Consider the following 17497-nt stretch of genomic DNA (forward strand, 5'->3'; position numbering starts at 1 on the left):
GATCGCTGGAGGGGCTCGCGGCGGCCGACACGGCGAACAACGCCCAGGTGGGCGGTGCGGCCGGGCGGCGCCAGGGAGCTGTTCCGGGCCGTCAACCGCACCGTGGACGGCCTGTTCATCGGCGGCACCACCGGGGAGTTCCCGGCGCTGGTCGTAGGCGACTGTTTCGCGCGGATCCGTGACGCGGCGGGAACCGCCGGGCTCTACGCCTACCTCTATCCCGATCGCACCAACACCGACGTCTCGCCGGAGCAACTGGCCGCGCTGCCGGGCCTGGCCGGTGTGAAGCTCTCCGGCGCCGCCTCCGGCGACGTGGCCTCGCACGTCGCCCTGGCGACGGCGCCCTTCGAGGTCTATTCGGGCAACGACGTACGGCTCGCGGCGGTGGCCGAACAGGGCGGCACCGGCGTGGTGTCCGGCCTGTCCGTCGCCTTCCCCGAGGTGTTCGGCGGGCTGGCCCGGACCGTCGCCGACGGCGGCACGGCGGCACGGGCCCTGCTCCAGAAGGTGGCCGACGAGGCCGGTGCTGCGCCGAGTGGTGCCGGGCCCCGGCGCGACGGCCGAGTCAGGAGCCTGGCACGCGCTGCTCGGCTCCTGTCGCGGAAAATCAAGGCCGAAAATGCTGATTTGCCCTACCGTCTAACGGTCACAGCAACATCAATTACTTCACAGGCCGGGGAGGGCGGGGGTCCGCCCTCCCGGGCCTGTGCGCAGGAGAGACCTTGTCCAAGATGTTCGCCCGGCTGGGGGCTCCCGGCTCGGCGTTGTGCATGGTGGCCGGGCTGCTCGTCACCGGGCTGTCCGGCGCGGCGCCCGCCACGGCGGCCGCGCAGGTGAGCGGGCCGGCGGCCGCGCAGGTGACCCCGGTGAGAAGCCCGGCGTCGCCCTCCACCCGGCGGCCCCGCGCGGCGGCGAGTCCCGCGCCCTCCCCGACCACGTGGTCCTCCATGACTCCCCGGCCGAGGATCACCAAGCCGCTGCCGACGAGGAGGCCCTTGCCGCGCAGGCCGACCGCGTCGCCGACGCCGCCGACCGGGTTCGTCTACCGGTCGGGCAGGGATCTGATGCTCGACGGCGACCCGTACCACTTCGTCGGTTTCAACGCCTTCGGCATGACGGGGTGCGCGACCAACGAGCCGTGGACGCGGGCGGAGCTGGACGCGTACTTCGAGGGGCTGCCGCCCGCGTCGATGACCCGTACCTGGGCGTTCGCGTCCTTCGGGGTGGACGAGCTGGACCTCATCGTCGAGCGGGCCCACGAGAACAAGCAGAAGCTGATCCTGTCGCTGGCCAATCAGGGGACCGACTGCGGCGAGATCGCCAAGGACGAAGCCTGGTACCAAGGGGGCTACCAGGGTGCGTACTGGGCGTGGGTGGACAAGGTGGTGAAGCGGTACAAGAACTCTGACGCCATCGGCATGTGGGAGATCATCAACGAGCCGGGGCACAAGACCACCGGCGTCACCACCGACATGATCAAGCAGTTCCTCGACGCCACCGCCAAGTACATCAAGGACCGCGACCCCTTCCACCTGGTGGAGAGCGGCACCATGGCGGAGTTCACCGAGGGCACGGGCAACGCGACCAACTTCGGCCTGCTGCACGACGGGCCGCACATCGACGTGGGCAGCCTGCACGAGTACGACCAGGACCACTCCGACCAGGTCATATCCCGGCACCTCGCGCCCACGCTGTCGCAGCTCCACAAGCTGGAGAAGCCGATCATCGTCGGCGAGACGGGCATCGTCGCCGGTCCCGGGTGCCCTATCACGACGGCGCAACGGTCGGCGATGTTCAAGAAGGAGTTCGACGGCTACTTCCAGTCGGGGGTGAGCGGCGTGATGATCTGGACGTACAGCCCGAACCCCAGAACGAAACCGGAGGACGCGTGCATGCACCAGGTGCGCGCGCCCGATCCGGACCCGGCCATCGCGATGGTGCGCGGCTACACACGGCCCGCCGCGGTGCCGGCGCCGACGGGTGAGCGGCAGTTGCAGCTCCTCGGCACCGGGAACTGCGTGCAGGCGCCGGGCACCGCGAACGGGACCGTGGCCGGCACGACCACCTGCTCCACGACGGCGACCGACCAGCGCTTCACGCTGCGGCCCACGACTGACGGATTCGTCCGGCTCGTCGCCAAGAACAGCGGCAAGTGCCTCGGCGTCGGCGACCTCGACGTCACGCTCAGGGCGCTGGTCGTCCAGTCGGACTGCGCCGCCGAGGCCGACGGCGCCGGCCGGCAGTTCCGCCTCGAACCGGCGGCGGACGGCTATTACCGGATCATCTTCCGGCACAGCAACCAGTGCCTGACCCTGAACCCGACCGCGAAACTGCAGCAGTTCGACTGCAAGACACCCACGCTCACCAGCCAGCAGTGGAAGATCAAGTAAGCCGGCCCGGGCCGTCGCGGCCTGCGGGTCGCCGGCGGCCCGGAGACGTGTGCTGTCAGCCGAGCGGGGTGCGGATCATGAACACGTCCACCTTGTCCTCGCACTCGGCCGTGAACCCGTGCCGTTCGTACAGCCGGCGGGCCGGGCTGCCTTGCAGCACGTTGAGCCGGGTGACGGCGTCCTCGCGGTCGCACCGTTCCAGCAGGCTGCCCAGCACGGCGGAGCCGATGCCCCGGCCCTGCGACTCCGGGGCCAGGTAGAAGTGCTCCAGCCAGTAGGCGTCAGCGGCCGGGCGCAGCGCCACGCAGCCGGCCATGGCACCGCCCACCTCGATCATCCAGGCGTGGGCAGGCACGAACGCGTCCCGGAAGCGCTGCCGCACCCGGTGCGGGTCGTAACGCCCGAGCCGTTCGAGATCCGCCTTCAGCACCACGGCCCGCAACTCGGCCACCGCCTCGACGTCCGACGCCAAAGCCTGACGAAGCTCCCAATCCGCCATGATAGCGATCGTATCGCCCATGGCTTTGGACGCATGCGGGCCTAGGTGCTGCTCGCGAACACCTCGTAGTGCTCCACCGTGGTCTCCCTGTCCACGAGGAACTCGTCGTCGGAGGGATAGAACACCGCCTGGGTGGGGTCGTCCCCCGCGAACGCCTTGATCGCCTCCCACGACTCCCAGTGCGTGATCAGGAAGAACTCGGTCCTGTCGCCCTCGGCCTCCCGCCGCGTGAAATAGGCGCCCAGGTTCCCCGGAGTGCCGATATATCCCTGGAATCCCGTCCGCAGGAGGTACTGCTCGTAGTCGGACGTCTGTGATGAGCGGGTCCAGCCCCGCCAGGTACGCACGATCACACACTCCATAGTCCCCCAAAAGGGATCAACAGCCCAGTCATTCGCAACCACGGTGAAAGGTTGTCGAGCGAACATCCAGGGAGCGGCATTCGAGGGCCGAGGACCGATGGGGGTGGTCCCGGCGCCGGGACGGGCCGAGACCCTCACCAGGAGAAGCGCCCCGGGGGCGGTGGGCGCGAGGGGGATACATGGAGATCGGAAGGCGCGAGCCTGCCCGGCCAGGGGCGAAACGGGGGGCGGCGCGCGTGCTCGCCACGGCCGTCCTGGCGCTGGCGGCCACCGGGGTCGGACAACTGACGGCCGAGGCCGGAACGATCCAATCCGCGGCACAGCCGGGGGCGAAACCCGGCGACACGGGGACGTACTCCTTCGGCAAACCGCTCAACCGGGTCCTCGACCACTATCTGGACGAGGTCCCCGGTCAGGTGGCGGTCGCGGTGCGGGACCTGGCGACCGGAACCTCCTACTCCTACAACCGCGGGCTCAGGACGGCCACGGCCAGCATCATCAAGGTGGACCTCGTGATGGCGCTGCTGCTCAGGGTCCAGCGCCAGGGGCGCGGCCTGACCACCGCGGAGCAGCGGACGGCGGCGCGGGCCATCCTCGTCAGCGACAACGCCGCCGCCACGGCGCTCTGGTCGGCGATCGGCGGCGCCTCCGGGCTGGCCGCCGCGAACAAAAAGTTCGGGCTGCGCGAGACGCGGCCCGACCCGGGCGGGGCATGGGGCGCGACCACCACCAGCGCCGCCGACCAGGTCCGATTACTGACCGCGCTCACCTCGCCCGGCAGCCCGCTCTCGGCGAAGAACCGCCGGTACGTGCTGGGGCTGATGGGCGGCGTGTCGCCGGATCAGGACTGGGGCGTCAGCGCGTCCGGGCACAAGGGCGCGGACGTCGCGCTGAAGAACGGCTGGCTGCCCCGCGAGCGACACGGGGGGCGGTGGACGGTCAACAGCATCGGACGGGTGCGGGACCGGGGGCACACGTACCTGATCGCCGTCATCTCGCACCGCCACGGCTCGATGAGCGCCGGCGTGCGGGCGGTGGAGCGGGTGAGCCGGCTCGTCACCGACGCCCTCGCCCGGCAGAGGTGACCGCGGCTGGAACTCCCCCGCCGCGCCGACCAGCGGGCGAAGCTGCCCGCGCTGCTCCTGTGACTGCGGAGCACGGTGTCGGGCGGGAGCGCGGCGCGGGGACGCCAGCCCCGCGCGACGGCCGCCGTCAGGGCCCGCTGATCCGCAGGTTCTCCGGGACGATCTCCTCGTACGCCGGGAAACGCTTGACCAGCCCGGTCGCCCGGTGGAACTCGATGGCCGCGTCATAGGAGGCCCGGGTGAAGCCGATCTCCTTCGGGATCTCCTCGCCCATGAGGGGAGGCAGCTTGGCGAGCGCCGCCGGGTCGGTGCCCTCCAGGTACTCGGCGAGCAGGGGCCTGACCTCCCCGGGCTGCTCATGGATCAGGCGTTGCGCCCGTCCCACGGCCCGCTGGAAGGCGGCGACCTCCTTGGCCTTCCGGTCCAGGGTCGCCTGGGTGGTGAACACGACCCCGTGGGCCACGCCGGAGAGCTGCGGGACGTCACCGCGTACCGGGGAGATGTAGTTCCTGCCGATTCCCGCCGCCTCGGCCTGCTGGGCGATCGGCTGGAAGAAGGACAGCGCGTCGACCCGGCCCGCCTTCAGCGCCCCGAGGGCCGCCGAGGCGGTCGCACCCAGGTTGACGAGCTCCGCGTCGGTCTGCGGCCGGAGGCCGGCCCTGGCGAACAGGAAGGTGACCAGCGCCTCGGTGCCGCTGCCGGGACCGGTGATGCCGATCTTCTTGCCGCGCAGCGCGCGAATCCGCTCCTCCAGCGGCGCGGAGTCCGCCGGCCAGCCGGGCTTCCCGCTCACCACGATGTCGACGTAGTACTTGTCGACCAGATTGGCCGTGAGACGGGTCCCGGTGTCGATGCCCGCCAGGTTGAGCGCATCGGTCATCACCCCGGCGCCCAGGTCAATGCTGCCCGCCTTCAGCGCGGCGGCGACCTTCGCTCCCGTGCCGAGGCGCGGGCGCTCGCCGAGCGTGACCCCCTCCTGCTTGAAGTAGCCGTTCTTCTCGGCGATGAACAGCGGGAAGAACGCGATCGAGTTACTGATCTGGCCGACGTTCAGGACGCTCGGCGCCGCCGCCGTCGGTGCCTGCCCGGCGCAGCCGGTCACCGCCACCACCAGGGCGGACAGCACCGCCACCGCACGCCACCACCGAACACGGCCCAGGTCACGCCATCTCATCTACGCCGCCTCCAAGGGCTTCCATTTGCTGACCCACCGGTCGAACACGCCGACCACCAGGTTCAGCAGTGCGGCGATCACGCTGAGCACCACGAGCGTGGCGAACACCCCGGCTGTGTCGAACTTCGCGGCCGCGTCATTGATCAGGTAACCCAGACCCCGGTTCGACGCCACCAGCTCTCCGATCACGGCGCCGATCAGCGCGTACGGCACGGCGACCTTGAGCCCGGTGAGCAGGCCGGTCATCGACGACGGCAGGACGACCTTCAGGAAGAGGTCGCGCCGGCCTCCGCCCATCAGGCGCACGGCGTCGATCAGCCCCCGATCGACCTCGCGCACGCCCGCCGCCGTGTTCAGGAACACCAGGAAGAACACGGTGGCCGCGGCCAGCAGCACCTTCATGTTCGTGCCGATGCCGAACCAGACGATGAACAGCGGCGCCAGCGCGACCTTCGGGATCGAGTACAACGCCATGATGAACGGGTCCAGCACCCGGTAGAGCCTGGGTGCGGAGGCGAGCGGGAAACCCGCGACGGCACCGGCGGCCCCGCCCAGCACGAAACCGAGGACGATCTCCTGCAGGGTCACCCAGGTGTTCGCCCACAGGACGCCGTCCTGGTGCCATTCGAGCAGCCTGGCCCAGATCGCGCTCGGCCGGCTGGTGAAGGTGAGGTCGAACCACCGGCCGGCGGACCACTCCCAGGTGGACAGCAGCGCCACCACCAGCAGCAGGCGGGCCAGGGCCACGGTGGTCGCGGTGCCCCGCCGATCCCACCAGCCGCGCCTCAGGGGCACGGTCTCCGGGGACCCGGCGGGCGCCGGCCGGCTCATCGGGTGGCCCCCTCGGCCAGCGCCGCCGTCATCTCCTTGTGCAGGGAGACGAAACCGGGATCGACGCGCATGTCATGGGCGGCGCGTGGCCGCGGGAGGCCGATCCGCCTGTCCAGCACCACGCGGCCGAGCCGCCCGAGCACCACGACGCGGTCCCCCAGCAGCAGGGCCTCTTCGATGTCGTGCGTCACGAACACCACCGTCTGCCCGCTGCCGTGCCACAACCGCAGCAGCTCGGCCTGCAGGTCGGTACGCAGTTGCGCGTCCAGCGCGCCGAAGGGCTCGTCGAGCAGCAGCGTCTCCGGGTCGCCGACCAGCATCCTGGCCAGGCTGACCCGGCGCCGCATCCCGCCGGACAGCTCCCTCGGATAGTGCCGCCCGAACCCCCGCAGCCCAACCCGGTCGATGAGCTCGGCCGCGCGCTCGCGGCGCAGCCGTACCGGCACACCCTTGATCTCCATGGGCAGCTCGATGTTGCGCCGCACGTCCCGCCACGGCATGAGTGTGTCGCTCTGGGTGAGGTAGCCGATCTCAGGGCGCGGGCCGGAGACCGGTTCATCCCGGTAGAGGACCGCGCCGGAGGTGGGCGGGATCAGTCCGGCGAGCAGGTTGAGCACCGTCGACTTGCCGCAGCCGCTGCGGCCCAGCACGGTGACGAAGCTGCCCTCCTCGACCTCCAGCGTGAAGTCGCGCAGCGCCACGATCCCCACGTCGTCCTTGACGAACTGCTTGGACAGCGCCTCTAATCGCAGAATCGCGCCCACGGGGCCTCCTCCGCCGAAGCCGTCCCGGGGCTCCCGTGTTCAGGTTCGCGCCGGCCTCTCATGTCCCGCCCCCTCGGCCATGCCCGGGCGATGATCGTCGGCGCCGGCCAGCCACCGCGAGTTGCGCACCGCCATGACCCGTACGTCCTCCTCGCTGAAGCCCTCGGCGAGGAGCCGGTCGGCGAGCAGCGCCAGGCCGTCCTCCACCGGGGGGTTGAACGGCTGGCCGAGGTCGCTGGAGAGCACCGAGTGCCGGGGGCCGGCCGCCTCGATGTTGGCCAGCCACGTCTCCCAGGTGATCTTTCCGGTGTAGGGGGTGGTGAAGCAGCGTTCGAGCAGCGCGCCCTTGGCGGCCAGCCGCCGCTGCGCCTCGGGCGCGACCCGCTGCGAGGTGAACTCCGGATGCGTGACCACGATCCGGCGTACGCCCTCCTCGACGGCCGCGTCCACCACCGTCTCGATCTCCGCCGCGCCGAGATGGCCGGTGGCCAGGGTCAGGTCGTGCTTGGCGATCACCTTCAGCACCTGCCGGGTACGTTCGAGCACGGCGCCGTCCGCGCCCACGACGTGGATCGGATCCGCCGCGATGCCCTCGGCCCGCAACTCCTCCTGCAGTCGCGCCCACATCGGAGGGCGGGCGCCCTCGGGGTCGCCGGCGGTGCATTCGCGCTGGTTGAGACTGTCCACCGTGGGCAGCCAGACGACTCGCGCGCCGCCCCGCGCGGCCACCTCGACCGCGATCGGGTTCATACCGCCGACCGACCCGTTCAGGGTGATCGCCCCCACCGCGCCGAACCCGGGAACGGCCGCGCGCACCACCGCCGCGCGCTCGGCCGTGGGGACGTAGTGGGACTTGAGCACGAATCCGGCGAGCCCGACTTCGGCGAACCGCGGCGCGAGGGTCAGGTCGTCGATGCGCCGCCGCATCACGTCGGGCGCGACGTGGACATGGATGTCGTACGCGCCCGCGACGAGCTCACGGCTCCGGCGGGACGGTGTCGGATGGCCGGGCATGACCGCCTCCAACTTGGTCGACGCATTGATTGTCTACAAATTCGGCCGACCACCGTCAAGAGGCTGATCGCCATCCGGCTCAGGACCGGCGGGTCCACTCGTCGGCCAGTTCGACGAGGCGGTCGAGGGCGGACTCGACCCGTTCCCGGTCGCCGGTGGTCAGGTAGTCGATCTGCAGGCCGGCGTAGGCGGCGTTGAGCAGGGTGGCGTTGGCGCGGGCGACGTCGTCGGGGACGCCGTGGGCGCGTAGCGCCTCGGCCACGAACTCGGCGCGGTCGCCGAGCATGGTGGGCACGTACGCCCCGCTGAGCCGTCCGGCGGCGGCCAGGCCCTCGATCTCGTGCAGCAGGCGGATCAGCGGCAGGTAGCCGTCGGTCAGGTGCCACTCCCAGGAGGCCCGGATGACCTCGCCGAGGCTGCGGCCCTCCTCCCAGCCGGGCAGGGCCCGCAACCTGTCGCGTTGCCGCTGGTCCAGGCGGGCCAGCACGGCCGCGATGAGGTCGTCCTTGGTGGCGAAGTGGTGGGTGAGCACCGAAGTGGTCTTTCCGAGGGCCTGGGCCAGGGGGCGCAGGGACAGCCCGGCGACCCCGTCGATGGCGAGGCGGTCGATGATCGCGTCGAGCAGCTCGGTCCGGCGCTGCGGATCGCGGGGCCTGGCCATGACTGGCTCCTCCGGGGTCGCTGGGTTCCGGCGACATCTTATTGGCGGTGGCCGGCCGTCCATCCTGGCCCACCTGGCGACCCTGCCGGCGACCGGCGGGCCGCTCATCGGCGGAACCCGACGGTGGTCCTCCCATCGGCATGCCGGAGGCTCGGGCTCGTCGGCGACGCCCGTCCGAGGGACGCGACGGTGTGAGGCCCGCAGGCCACCCCTAAGCAGGCAGATCCCACCACATCACATCAATCCAGACATCTCCGCATGGTTACCGTAAGTGAGGGAACACCACTCTCCGTACCACCAAGGGCTTGATATGCCTGTTTCGTAGGGGGACGGGGGCATCGAAGATGCGGAACGGCGGGATCACATTCGTCAGCACGCTCGCGGTGGCGGCGCTGCTCCTGACCGCGGGCTGCACCGCGGGCGGCTCGAACACGCCGCCCGCGAAGCCGCCGGAGGGGGGCCCGGCGGCCAAGCTGTCGATCGCACCCGCCGACGGCACCACGAAGGTCCCGCCCGACACCCCGATCAGGGTCAAGGTCAGCGACGGCAAGGTCACCAGGCTGAGCGTCGCGGACGCCAAGGGGCACGAGGTCACCGGGAGCCCGGGCCCGGACGGGGCATGGCGGCCCACCTGGCCGTTGCACCCGTCGGCGACGTACACGGTGACCGCGCAGGCGACCGGCGCGGACGGCAAGCAGGTCACGGCGCAGGCCGAGTTCACCACACTGAAGCCGAGGCTCGTGCTGGAGAGCGGCATGTCGCCCCTGCACGGCGAGAAGGTCGGCGTCGGGATGCCGGTCCAGCTCCTGCTGTCGAGGCCGGTGACCACCCAGGCCGACCGGGCCGCGGTCGAGCGGTCGCTGACGGTGCGGATGTCCAAGCCGGTCGAGGGCGCCTGGAGCTGGGTGAGCGACCAGGAGGTGCAGTTCAGGCCGCGCGAGTACTGGCCGCCCGGTGAGAAGGTCACGGTGGTCGCCCACCTGGCCGGCCTGCGGATCGGCCGGAACCTGTGGGGCACCAAGAACCGCATCCTGACCTTCACCGTCGGCCCCGAGCACATCACCAAGATCCGCAACGCGACCCACCGGGCGGTCGTCCATGAGGACGGCAAGGTCGTCAGGACCATCCCGGTCAGCCTGGGCAAGCGCGGCGAGGCCAGCTACTCCGGCGTCATGATCGCCCAGGAGAAGGCCGCCTCGACTCTCATGGACTCGGCCACCATCGGCAGGCCGGGCGAGTACCGCGCCCACACCAAGTGGAACGTCAGGATGACCTACAGCGGCATGTTCTTCCACGCCGCGCCCTGGTCGGTGAGAGCGCAGGGCCGCCGCAACGTCAGCCACGGCTGCGTGAACGCCAGCATGGCCGACGCCCGCTGGTTCTACAGGTTCACGCAGCGGGGGGACATCATCGAGGTCATGGGGACCCCGCGCAAGCTCCGGTTCGGCAACGGGCCCACCCCGTGGGCCAAGTCCTGGAAGGACTGGCTGGCGGGCAGCGCCCTCGGCACGTCCATCAACGCCTGAACGGGAGCGGGGCACGAGGCGAGGAGCGCGCTCGATCGAGGTGACCGGCCGGTCGCTCTCCGCGACTGGTGAGGACACCGGTGCATCTGCTAAGAAGCACTGTGATCAAGGACATGGACGCTGTGACGCGCGACACGTTCGGGCGGGTCGGGATCTGGAGCCTCGGGCTCAGCGGCACGACCGCGGACGCCACCCGGCAGTCGGAGATCGCCGAGGCGGTCGCCGAGCTGGAGGAACTCGGCTACGGGACGGTGTGGCTGGGCGGCAGCCCCTCGATCGCCGACGCGGCGGCCGTACTGGCCGCCACCCGGCGGATCACCGTCGCCACCGGGATCCTGAGCATCTGGGACCACACCGCGCAGGACGTGGCCGCGCAGGTGGCCGAGCTCGAAGAGGAGACGCCCGGCCGGTTCGTGCTGGGGCTCGGGGTCAGCCACTCGGTGGTGACCCCGCGGTACACCAGGCCGTACACGTCCATGGTCGAATACCTCGACGCGCTCGACGGCGCGCCCGTGCCGGTGCCGCCGGGGCGGCGGGTGCTCGCCGCGCTCGGGCCGAAGATGATCGCGCTGGCCGCGGAGCGGACGCTGGGGGCGCACCCCTACCTGGTGACGGCCGAGCACACGGCGCGGGCCCGTACGCTGATGGGCCCGGACGCCCTGCTGGCACCCGAGCTGAAGGTGGTCCTGGACGGCGACCTCGATCGGGCCAGGGCCGTGGCGCGCCAGACGCTGGCGTTCTACCTGCGGGTGCCCAACTATGTCGGCAACCTGCGGCGGCTGGGGTTCGAGGAGGACGAGCTGGCCGGCGGCGGCGCCGACCGGGTGGTGGACGCGCTGTTCGCGCTGGGTGACGCCGAACGGGCCGCCTCCCGGGTCAGGGAGCACCTGGAGGCGGGCGCGGACCACGTGTCCGTCCAGGTGGTGACCGAGGGCGCCCCGGGCGGCCCCCCGCCGCGCGCGGCGTGGCGGGAACTGGCGGCCGCGCTGCCCCTGCGCTGAGCGCGCCGGACCAGGGCCACCACCAGGCCGTGTCCTGGCTCGCGCGTACGCATTCCCGGACGGCGGCCTGGCCGCCGTGGTGGGCTATGTGCGGTGCGACGGCCCGCAGCACGGTCAGCAGGCCGGGCCGGATGAGGCCGTCGAGGAGTGCGCGGACCGGGCCCAGGCCGGTGGCGTCGTTCCAGGAGACGAGGGCAGGGTCCGCGGCCGGGGAGCCGCGGACGGCGCTGATCGCGCGGGATCTGATGTCGTCGGACGCGGACCGGGTCGCCTCGATCAACTCGCGGAGAAAGGCCGCGTCCCTGGCCCTGCGCGCCGCGGTCTCCGCACGCCGCAAGAACGACCGGACCAAGGACGACGACGACCGTTGACCGGCCCCGCATGGGTGGGGACGCGACGTATCGGGAATGGCACCTCCCGGCCGGTTCCATCGCCCTCGTCACGGGACAGGAGACCTCGATCGTGGACACCACCATGTCGTTGAGCGAAGCCGGGCGGACGTTCGCCACGCCCGCCGCGTACACCGACGAGACCCGCCTCCACGAGGCACTCGCGCTGCTGCGGCGTGAATCGCCCGTCCACCACGTGGACGTCCCCGGCTACACCCCGTTCTGGGCGGTCACCCGCCACGCCGACGTGCTGGAGATCGAACGCGACCACACCCTGTGGCTCAGCGCCCCGCGCCCGGTGCTGCGGATCGCGGACCTCGACGCCGCGCTCGAAGCGCGCCGGGCACGGGGGACCGGGCTCAAGAGCATCGTCCACATGGACGGCACGGAGCACCGGGTCATGCGCGCGATCGGGGCCGACTGGTTCCGCCCCAAGGCCATGCGCGACCTGGAGGTACGCGTACGCGAGCTCGCCCGGCGGCACGTCGGCCGGATGGCGGAGTACGGCGGCGCGTGCGACTTCGTCCGCCAGGTCGCCGTGCACTACCCGCTCTACGTCATCCTCAGCCTGCTGGGCCTGCCCGAGTCGGACTTCCCGCGCATGCTGCGGCTCACGCAGGAGCTGTTCGGCCAGGACGACAAGGAGACCGGGCGGGGCGGCACCGCGCAGGGCCACACCTCCGTGCTGGAGGACTTCTTCGCCTACTTCGACGAGCTGACGGCCGAGCGCAGGGCCAGGCCGACCGGCGACCTCGCCTCGGAGATCGCCAACGCCCGCGTGGACGGCCGGCCGCTGGAGGCCAACGCGGCGGCCTCGTACTACGTCCTCATCGCCACGGCCGGACACGACACCACCAGCTCCACCATCGCGGGCGGGCTGGAGGCGCTCATCCGGCATCCGGCCGAGCTGCGGCGGCTGCGGGACGACCCCGGCCTGCTGACGTCGGCCGCCGAGGAGATGATCCGGTGGGTGAGCCCCGTGAAGGAGTTCATGCGCACCGCCTCCGCCGACACCCAGGTCGGCGGCACGCCGATCAGGAAGGGCGAGGCGGTGCTGCTGTCATATCCGTCGGCCAACAGGGACGAGGAGGTCTTCGCCGACCCCTTCCGCTTCGACGTCGGCCGCAACCCCAACAGGCACCTGGCGTTCGGCTCCGGCGTGCACTTCTGCCTGGGCGCCGCGCTCGCCCGCATGGAGATCCGCGCGCTCTTCGCCGAACTCGTGCCCAGGCTGGCGAGTGTCGAGCTCGACGGCGAGCCCGAATGGACCGCCACCACCTTCGTCGGCGGCCTCAAACGCCTCCCCATCCGGTACGCCTTGACGGACGGCTGAAGCGCGGAGCGACTCGCCTCGATCCAGCCCGGCTCGTGACGGCGAAGCGCTTTGACCGGCTTATGCCCTGCCAATGGCCTGGTTCGCCCTCATCGGTCCGCTCCAGACTGGGACGCGTACGCAGCAGGACACTCCAGCAGGCGCCGGGCGAACACCTTCCCCCGGCCGCCCCTCCGACGGGCAACCACTGATGGGAGATCCCCTTGGACAGTCGTGCAATGTTGCAGCGCACCATGGCCGCGGCGGCCTTCGCCCTGGCCGTCGTGACCGCCACCCAGACGGCCGCCGCCGCGGAGCAGGCTGACCAGAGCGCGGTCCCCTGCCCGAGCGGCTATGTGTGCCTCCAACCGGCGGCCACGCCGGGCGTCAGGCCGATCCTGGTCAGGCAGGGCGAAACGCGCAGCTTCCCGGACGGGCTGCCCGTCAGCTCCGTGTCCAACCAGACGCTCCTGAACTACTGCGTCAGCGCCCAGCCGTTCAACTACTGGCTGGCGCCCGGCAGCGAAGCCGTCCGCGCTCACGTCGTGCGGGCCGTCGGCCCGTACGACGCCTGCGCCGCCTGAACCGCCGTCCGGTGTGGTGCCGGGCAGGCGCCACACCGGACGGGCCAGGTAGGGTGACTGGCCATGCGATCCGCGGCTCCCCATGACCCTCCCTTCGATCCGGCCTCGCTGATCATCGATCCGCACACCGCCTACGACCGGCTGCGGGACGCCGGACCCGTACACCGCGTCCCGGGCACCGACGGCTCGCCCGCCTGGCTGGTCACCCGCCACGACGACGTCCGACGGCTGCTCGCCGACCCGCGGCTGTCCCTGGACAAGCGCAACGCGGCCCCCGGGAACTACCGCGGGTTCGCTCTCCCCCCGGCGCTGGACGCGAACCTGCTCAACATGGATCCGCCCGACCACACCCGGCTGCGCCGCCTCGTCACGAAGGCGTTCACCGCCCGGCGGACGGAGAAGCTGCGGGGCCCGGTGCGGCGGCTCGCCGCCGAGCTCATCGACGCGATCGCGCCGCTGGGGCGGGCCGACCTGATCGCCTCCTACGCCGCTCCCCTGCCGATCAGCGTCATCTGCGAGTTACTCGGCATCCCGCCCGGTGACCGGGCCGACTTCCGCTCCTGGACAGACGCCCTGGTCACGCCGGACCCCGCGCGGCCGGAGGGGGCGAAGCAGGCGGTCGGCGAGATGTCGCGCTTCGTCGCCGGGCTGATCGCCCGCAAGCGCGCCCATCCTGCGGACGACCTGCTCTCCGACCTGATCGCCACGCATGACGACGGTGACCGGCTGAGCGAGGACGAGCTGACCTCCCTGGTGTTCCTCATCCTCTTCGCCGGATACGAGAACACCGTCCACCTCATCGGCAACGCCACGCTCTCCCTGCTGGACCACCCGGAGCAACTGCGGGCCCTGCGCGCGGACCCGGCCCGCCTGCCCGCCGCGGTCGAGGAGCTGACCCGCTTCGACGGGCCCGCCCCGCTGGCCATCCGCCGCTTCCCGGTCGAAGAGGTGGAGATCGGCGGGACCACGATCCCGGCGGGTGAGACGGTGCTGCTCTCCCTCGCCTCGGCCAACCGCGACCCGAGCCGCTTCCCCGACCCGCACAACCTCGACCTGAGCCGTACGGAGGTCGCCCACCTCGCGTTCGGCCACGGCATCCACCACTGCCTCGGCGCTCCCCTGGCCCGGCTCGAAGCCACGATCGCCCTGAGCACACTGCTGCACCGCCTCCCCGGCCTCGCCCTCGGCGTCCCCCGCGAGCAGCTCACCTGGCGCCCCACCATCCGCGCCCGCGGCCTGGTCAGCCTGCCCGTGACCTACTGACGCTCTCGCTCCGGCGCGCTCACCCGCCGAGCGGCCCAATCGGGCTGCCCCGCCGGCCGCCGGCGGGCCGGCCGGCGCTCCCGCGGCGGCGGGCTGGGGGCTGGCCGGGCTGTGGGTGGCGATGACCGCCGGGCGGGTGCTGATCTTCGGGGTGCAGGTCGCCGGGTTCGTGCGGCACAGCGCACGGGTGGGCTCGGGGCCCTCTGGGGGGTGAGGCCCGAGCCCGGAGTTCCTATCCGCGTACGCCGACGAACAGCCCTCGGGCGGACAGCTCGCCCTCCAGGTATTCGGCGGGGCAGCCCGCCTGCTCGAACGCCGTCAGATAGTCCTCCCTGGAGTGGAGTGTCAGCCGCTGGACCTCGGTGAAGTGCCGGATGCCCGTCTCGTCGGCGACGACGAAATGTGCCTCCTGCCGCACGGTGGTGCCGTCGCGGGACGTGTGCGAGACCCGGGCCACCGTACGCCCGTCGCCCCGGACGACGTCGCCGGCCACGTACCCGTCGATGAACCGGTCGGGGAACCACAGGGGATCGATGACCAGCACTCCCCCGGAGAGGAGGTGGCGGGCCATGCTCCGCAGCGCTTCCGCGAGCTCGACCACCGTCGGCATGTACGCGACCGAGCTGAACAGGCAGCACACCGCGTCGAACCGGCGCCCCAGGTCGAAGCCGCGCATGTCGCCTACGTGCACGGGCACGCCGGGCAGCTTCGCGCGGGCGGCGGCGCACATCTCGGGCGACAGCTCCAGCCCCTCGACATCCCCGATCAGCTCGCGCAGCCGGACCAGGTGCTCGCCCGTCCCGCAGGCGACGTCGAGCAGCGACGCGGCGCGCGGCAGGCGGGCCCGCACCACCCTGGCGACGGACTCCGCCTCTCCCGCGAAGTCCTTGCCGCGCTCCCGGTAGATGAAGTCGTAGATCTCGCTGAGCTCAGCCCCGTAGGCGGTGGAGGTGGTGGTCATGACGTCTCCCGGACGGGCGGTCGGCGTTCAGTGGACGAGCGTGACGTGGGGAAGCGTTAAGGGGGCAGCGTTCAGTGGGCACGGTGTTCCGCGGTCAGGCGCTCCAGTAGCGGGACGGTGGCGGTCGGGGACGGCATGCCGAGCCAGGCGTCGAAGACGGCCTGGGCGCCGTGGCGATAGGCGGGCTCGTTCACCACGTCCCTGATCATCGTCTGGATGTCCGCGGCCGACCGCGTCACGTGGTCGAGCCGGACCCCGGCGCCGCGACCGGTCACGTACGTCGAGGTCGGGGTGGCTTCGAGCTTCTTGGCCGGCAGCTCCCAGGTGGTGACGGTCTCGACCACCTCCCTGACGCCGAACTCGTAGCCGATGCGGTAGGTGCCGTCCTCCATGGTGCGGGGATCCACCTCGACCGGCCGCATGAGAAGGGTCTCGCCGGTGTCGCAGACGATCTGCGGCACCCCGAACGCCGACGCCGCGCCGAACGTGCCCATGCCGCCGTGGTGGATGATCGCCGAGCAGGTCGGCAGCAGGTGGGTCAGGGTCACCCATTCGATGACGCGTACGTTGTCCGGGAGGCGCTCGATGCCCTCCAGCTGCAGGTTGTTGAGCGTGGCGACGAGCTCGACGTCCAGGTCGGCGACCGCCTCGAAGATCTTGGGCGTCCGGCCCCAGTCCCCCTTGATGAACCTGCGCGTGGACTCGCCGAGCGACAGGGCCACCCTGGGCCGCCCGGGCCGCTCGTAGAGCCATTCGGGCAGCACCTCGGCGCCGTTGAAAGGCACGTAGCGCACCTGTACGTCGATGGCGCTGGTGGGCAGGGCCATGCCGATCGGCAGGGGGTTGAGCGACCAGTGTCCGTACAGCAGGTCGCGGTCCACCTCGACGCCGTACTTGTCGGCCAGCGGCCGCATCAGCTCCGCCTGCGGGTTCTCCGGCAGTCCCGCCGCCCTGACCTCGCTCGCGCGTGCCGCGAGCCGGTCCATGCTCCAGGCGAAGTAGTCCGGGCCCATCAGCATGCGGGCGTGCGCGGCACCGCACGCGCTCGCCGCCACCGGGCCGCACGCGAAGGTCGGGTCCCAGATCACGAGGTCGGGGCGCCACGCCCGGGCGAAGTCGACCAGATCGGCCGCGTAGGGAAGGTCGACCCTGACGTAGTCGGAGATCGGGTTGAGCAGCCACTGGTAGTAGGCGATCCAGTGCTCGCGCCCCTCGGCGTCCAGGCCCAGGACGTCGGCGAACCGCAACACGTCGTCGGGGTGCGCGGGAGGCCGCGCGTCCGGCCGCATCCGCGCCTCGACGGTGTCCGGGTCGCCGAGCGCGACCGCGGTGAGGCCCGTGGCGGCGACGGCGCCGGTGAAGGAGGCGTGCGTGGCGACCCGGACCTCGTGCCCCGCGCTCTGCAGGGCCCACGCGGTGGGCACGGCCGGCCACAGGTGGGCGTTGGAGGGATAGATCGTGAACAGGACTCGCATCAGGCTCCTTGGGAAGCTCAGGCCGGATCGCGTTTCCGCCGGACGGCCGCGAGCCGGTCGTACAGGGATGCCTTGCCACGGACGGGCCTGGAGGTCGCGATGGCGCACCCGTCCGCATCGTGCCTGAGGGAGGCCCCGGGCCTCCTTGCAAGCCACAATCAGGGTGTACGACGAAGGTTCGCATCTTCCATCATGCGGTCGGCCCT

Annotated in this window: 18 protein-coding genes; 9 read left to right on the forward strand and 9 right to left on the reverse strand. The window is 71.7% G+C overall.

The genetic code is table 11. The annotated features are described in order from the left end of the window. Positions 1-54: 54 nt before the first annotated feature. Both ABGB18_RS28580 and ABGB18_RS28585 read left to right on the forward strand, forming a co-directional pair. Positions 55-837, forward strand: coding sequence for a dihydrodipicolinate synthase family protein (locus ABGB18_RS28580; protein ID WP_347698709.1), 783 nt, complete (start codon positions 55-57; stop codon positions 835-837). After that, a complete protein-coding gene (locus ABGB18_RS28585) occupies positions 732-2390 on the forward strand; it encodes an RICIN domain-containing protein (RefSeq protein WP_347698837.1) in 1659 nt (552 codons plus the stop codon). Before ABGB18_RS28580 ends, ABGB18_RS28585 begins: the two co-directional genes overlap by 106 nt. A gap of 55 nt (positions 2391-2445) precedes the next feature. Here the strand turns inward: ABGB18_RS28585 and ABGB18_RS28590 are convergent, their stop codons facing one another. Then, a complete protein-coding gene (locus ABGB18_RS28590) occupies positions 2446-2889 on the reverse strand; it encodes a GNAT family N-acetyltransferase (RefSeq protein WP_347698710.1) in 444 nt (147 codons plus the stop codon). Between the two features lie 41 nt (positions 2890-2930). After that, the gene (locus ABGB18_RS28595; protein ID WP_347698711.1) at positions 2931-3242 is read right to left on the reverse strand and encodes a hypothetical protein; all 312 of its coding nucleotides are present in this window, start codon (positions 3240-3242) and stop codon (positions 2931-2933) included. A 188-nt stretch (positions 3243-3430) separates the two neighbouring features. Here ABGB18_RS28595 and ABGB18_RS28600 point away from each other — a divergent pair, with 188 nt between their 5' ends. Further along, entirely contained in the window at positions 3431-4336 is a 906-nt protein-coding gene (locus ABGB18_RS28600) for a serine hydrolase (protein WP_347698712.1), read from the forward strand. A gap of 127 nt (positions 4337-4463) precedes the next feature. Here the strand turns inward: ABGB18_RS28600 and ABGB18_RS28605 are convergent, their stop codons facing one another. The 5 genes from ABGB18_RS28605 to ABGB18_RS28625 form a co-directional block, all read right to left on the reverse strand. Further along, entirely contained in the window at positions 4464-5510 is a 1047-nt protein-coding gene (locus ABGB18_RS28605) for an ABC transporter substrate-binding protein (protein ID WP_347698713.1), read from the reverse strand. Beyond that, a complete protein-coding gene (locus tag ABGB18_RS28610) occupies positions 5511-6341 on the reverse strand; it encodes an ABC transporter permease (protein WP_347698714.1) in 831 nt (276 codons plus the stop codon). It lies immediately after the preceding gene. Then, the gene (locus tag ABGB18_RS28615; RefSeq protein ID WP_347698715.1) at positions 6338-7105 is read right to left on the reverse strand and encodes an ABC transporter ATP-binding protein; all 768 of its coding nucleotides are present in this window, start codon (positions 7103-7105) and stop codon (positions 6338-6340) included. Before ABGB18_RS28615 ends, ABGB18_RS28610 begins: the two co-directional genes overlap by 4 nt. 39 nt (positions 7106-7144) lie before the next feature. Continuing rightward, positions 7145-8119 carry a DUF6282 family protein gene (locus tag ABGB18_RS28620; protein ID WP_347698716.1) on the reverse strand — a complete coding sequence of 325 codons (975 nt, stop codon included), beginning with the start codon at positions 8117-8119 and terminating at the stop codon, positions 7145-7147. Between the two features lie 79 nt (positions 8120-8198). Beyond that, positions 8199-8780 (reverse strand): TetR/AcrR family transcriptional regulator, encoded by a 582-nt coding sequence (locus ABGB18_RS28625; protein ID WP_347698717.1) that lies wholly within the window; start codon positions 8778-8780, stop codon positions 8199-8201. A 344-nt stretch (positions 8781-9124) separates the two neighbouring features. Between ABGB18_RS28625 and ABGB18_RS28630 the strand changes: the two genes are divergently transcribed. From ABGB18_RS28630 to ABGB18_RS28655, 6 genes are all read left to right on the forward strand, one after another. Beyond that, complete coding sequence (locus ABGB18_RS28630) at positions 9125-10306, forward strand: Ig-like domain-containing protein (protein WP_347698718.1); 1182 nt, start codon at positions 9125-9127, stop codon at positions 10304-10306. Positions 10307-10419: 113 nt separating this feature from the next. Beyond that, positions 10420-11307: an LLM class F420-dependent oxidoreductase gene (locus ABGB18_RS28635; protein WP_347698719.1), complete on the forward strand. Its 888-nt coding sequence runs from the start codon at positions 10420-10422 to the stop codon at positions 11305-11307. 131 nt (positions 11308-11438) lie between these two features. Further along, positions 11439-11678 carry a hypothetical protein gene (locus ABGB18_RS28640; RefSeq protein WP_347698720.1) on the forward strand — a complete coding sequence of 80 codons (240 nt, stop codon included), beginning with the start codon at positions 11439-11441 and terminating at the stop codon, positions 11676-11678. 10 nt (positions 11679-11688) lie between these two features. After that, entirely contained in the window at positions 11689-13029 is a 1341-nt protein-coding gene (locus ABGB18_RS28645; RefSeq protein WP_347698721.1) for a cytochrome P450, read from the forward strand. Between the two features lie 218 nt (positions 13030-13247). Next, a complete protein-coding gene (locus ABGB18_RS28650; protein ID WP_347698722.1) occupies positions 13248-13592 on the forward strand; it encodes a hypothetical protein in 345 nt (114 codons plus the stop codon). Between the two features lie 63 nt (positions 13593-13655). After that, complete coding sequence (locus ABGB18_RS28655; protein WP_347698723.1) at positions 13656-14855, forward strand: cytochrome P450; 1200 nt, start codon at positions 13656-13658, stop codon at positions 14853-14855. A gap of 232 nt (positions 14856-15087) precedes the next feature. On the opposite strand, the gene ABGB18_RS28660 is transcribed toward ABGB18_RS28655, so the two are convergent. Together ABGB18_RS28660 and ABGB18_RS28665 are read right to left on the reverse strand one after the other, a co-directional pair. Next, a complete protein-coding gene (locus ABGB18_RS28660) occupies positions 15088-15816 on the reverse strand; it encodes a class I SAM-dependent methyltransferase (RefSeq protein ID WP_347698724.1) in 729 nt (242 codons plus the stop codon). Between the two features lie 71 nt (positions 15817-15887). After that, positions 15888-17291 (reverse strand): nucleotide disphospho-sugar-binding domain-containing protein, encoded by a 1404-nt coding sequence (locus tag ABGB18_RS28665; protein ID WP_347698725.1) that lies wholly within the window; start codon positions 17289-17291, stop codon positions 15888-15890. Positions 17292-17497 lie beyond the last annotated feature (206 nt).

Source organism: Nonomuraea sp. B12E4 (assembly GCF_039871825.1).
Classification (GTDB): domain Bacteria; phylum Actinomycetota; class Actinomycetes; order Streptosporangiales; family Streptosporangiaceae; genus Nonomuraea.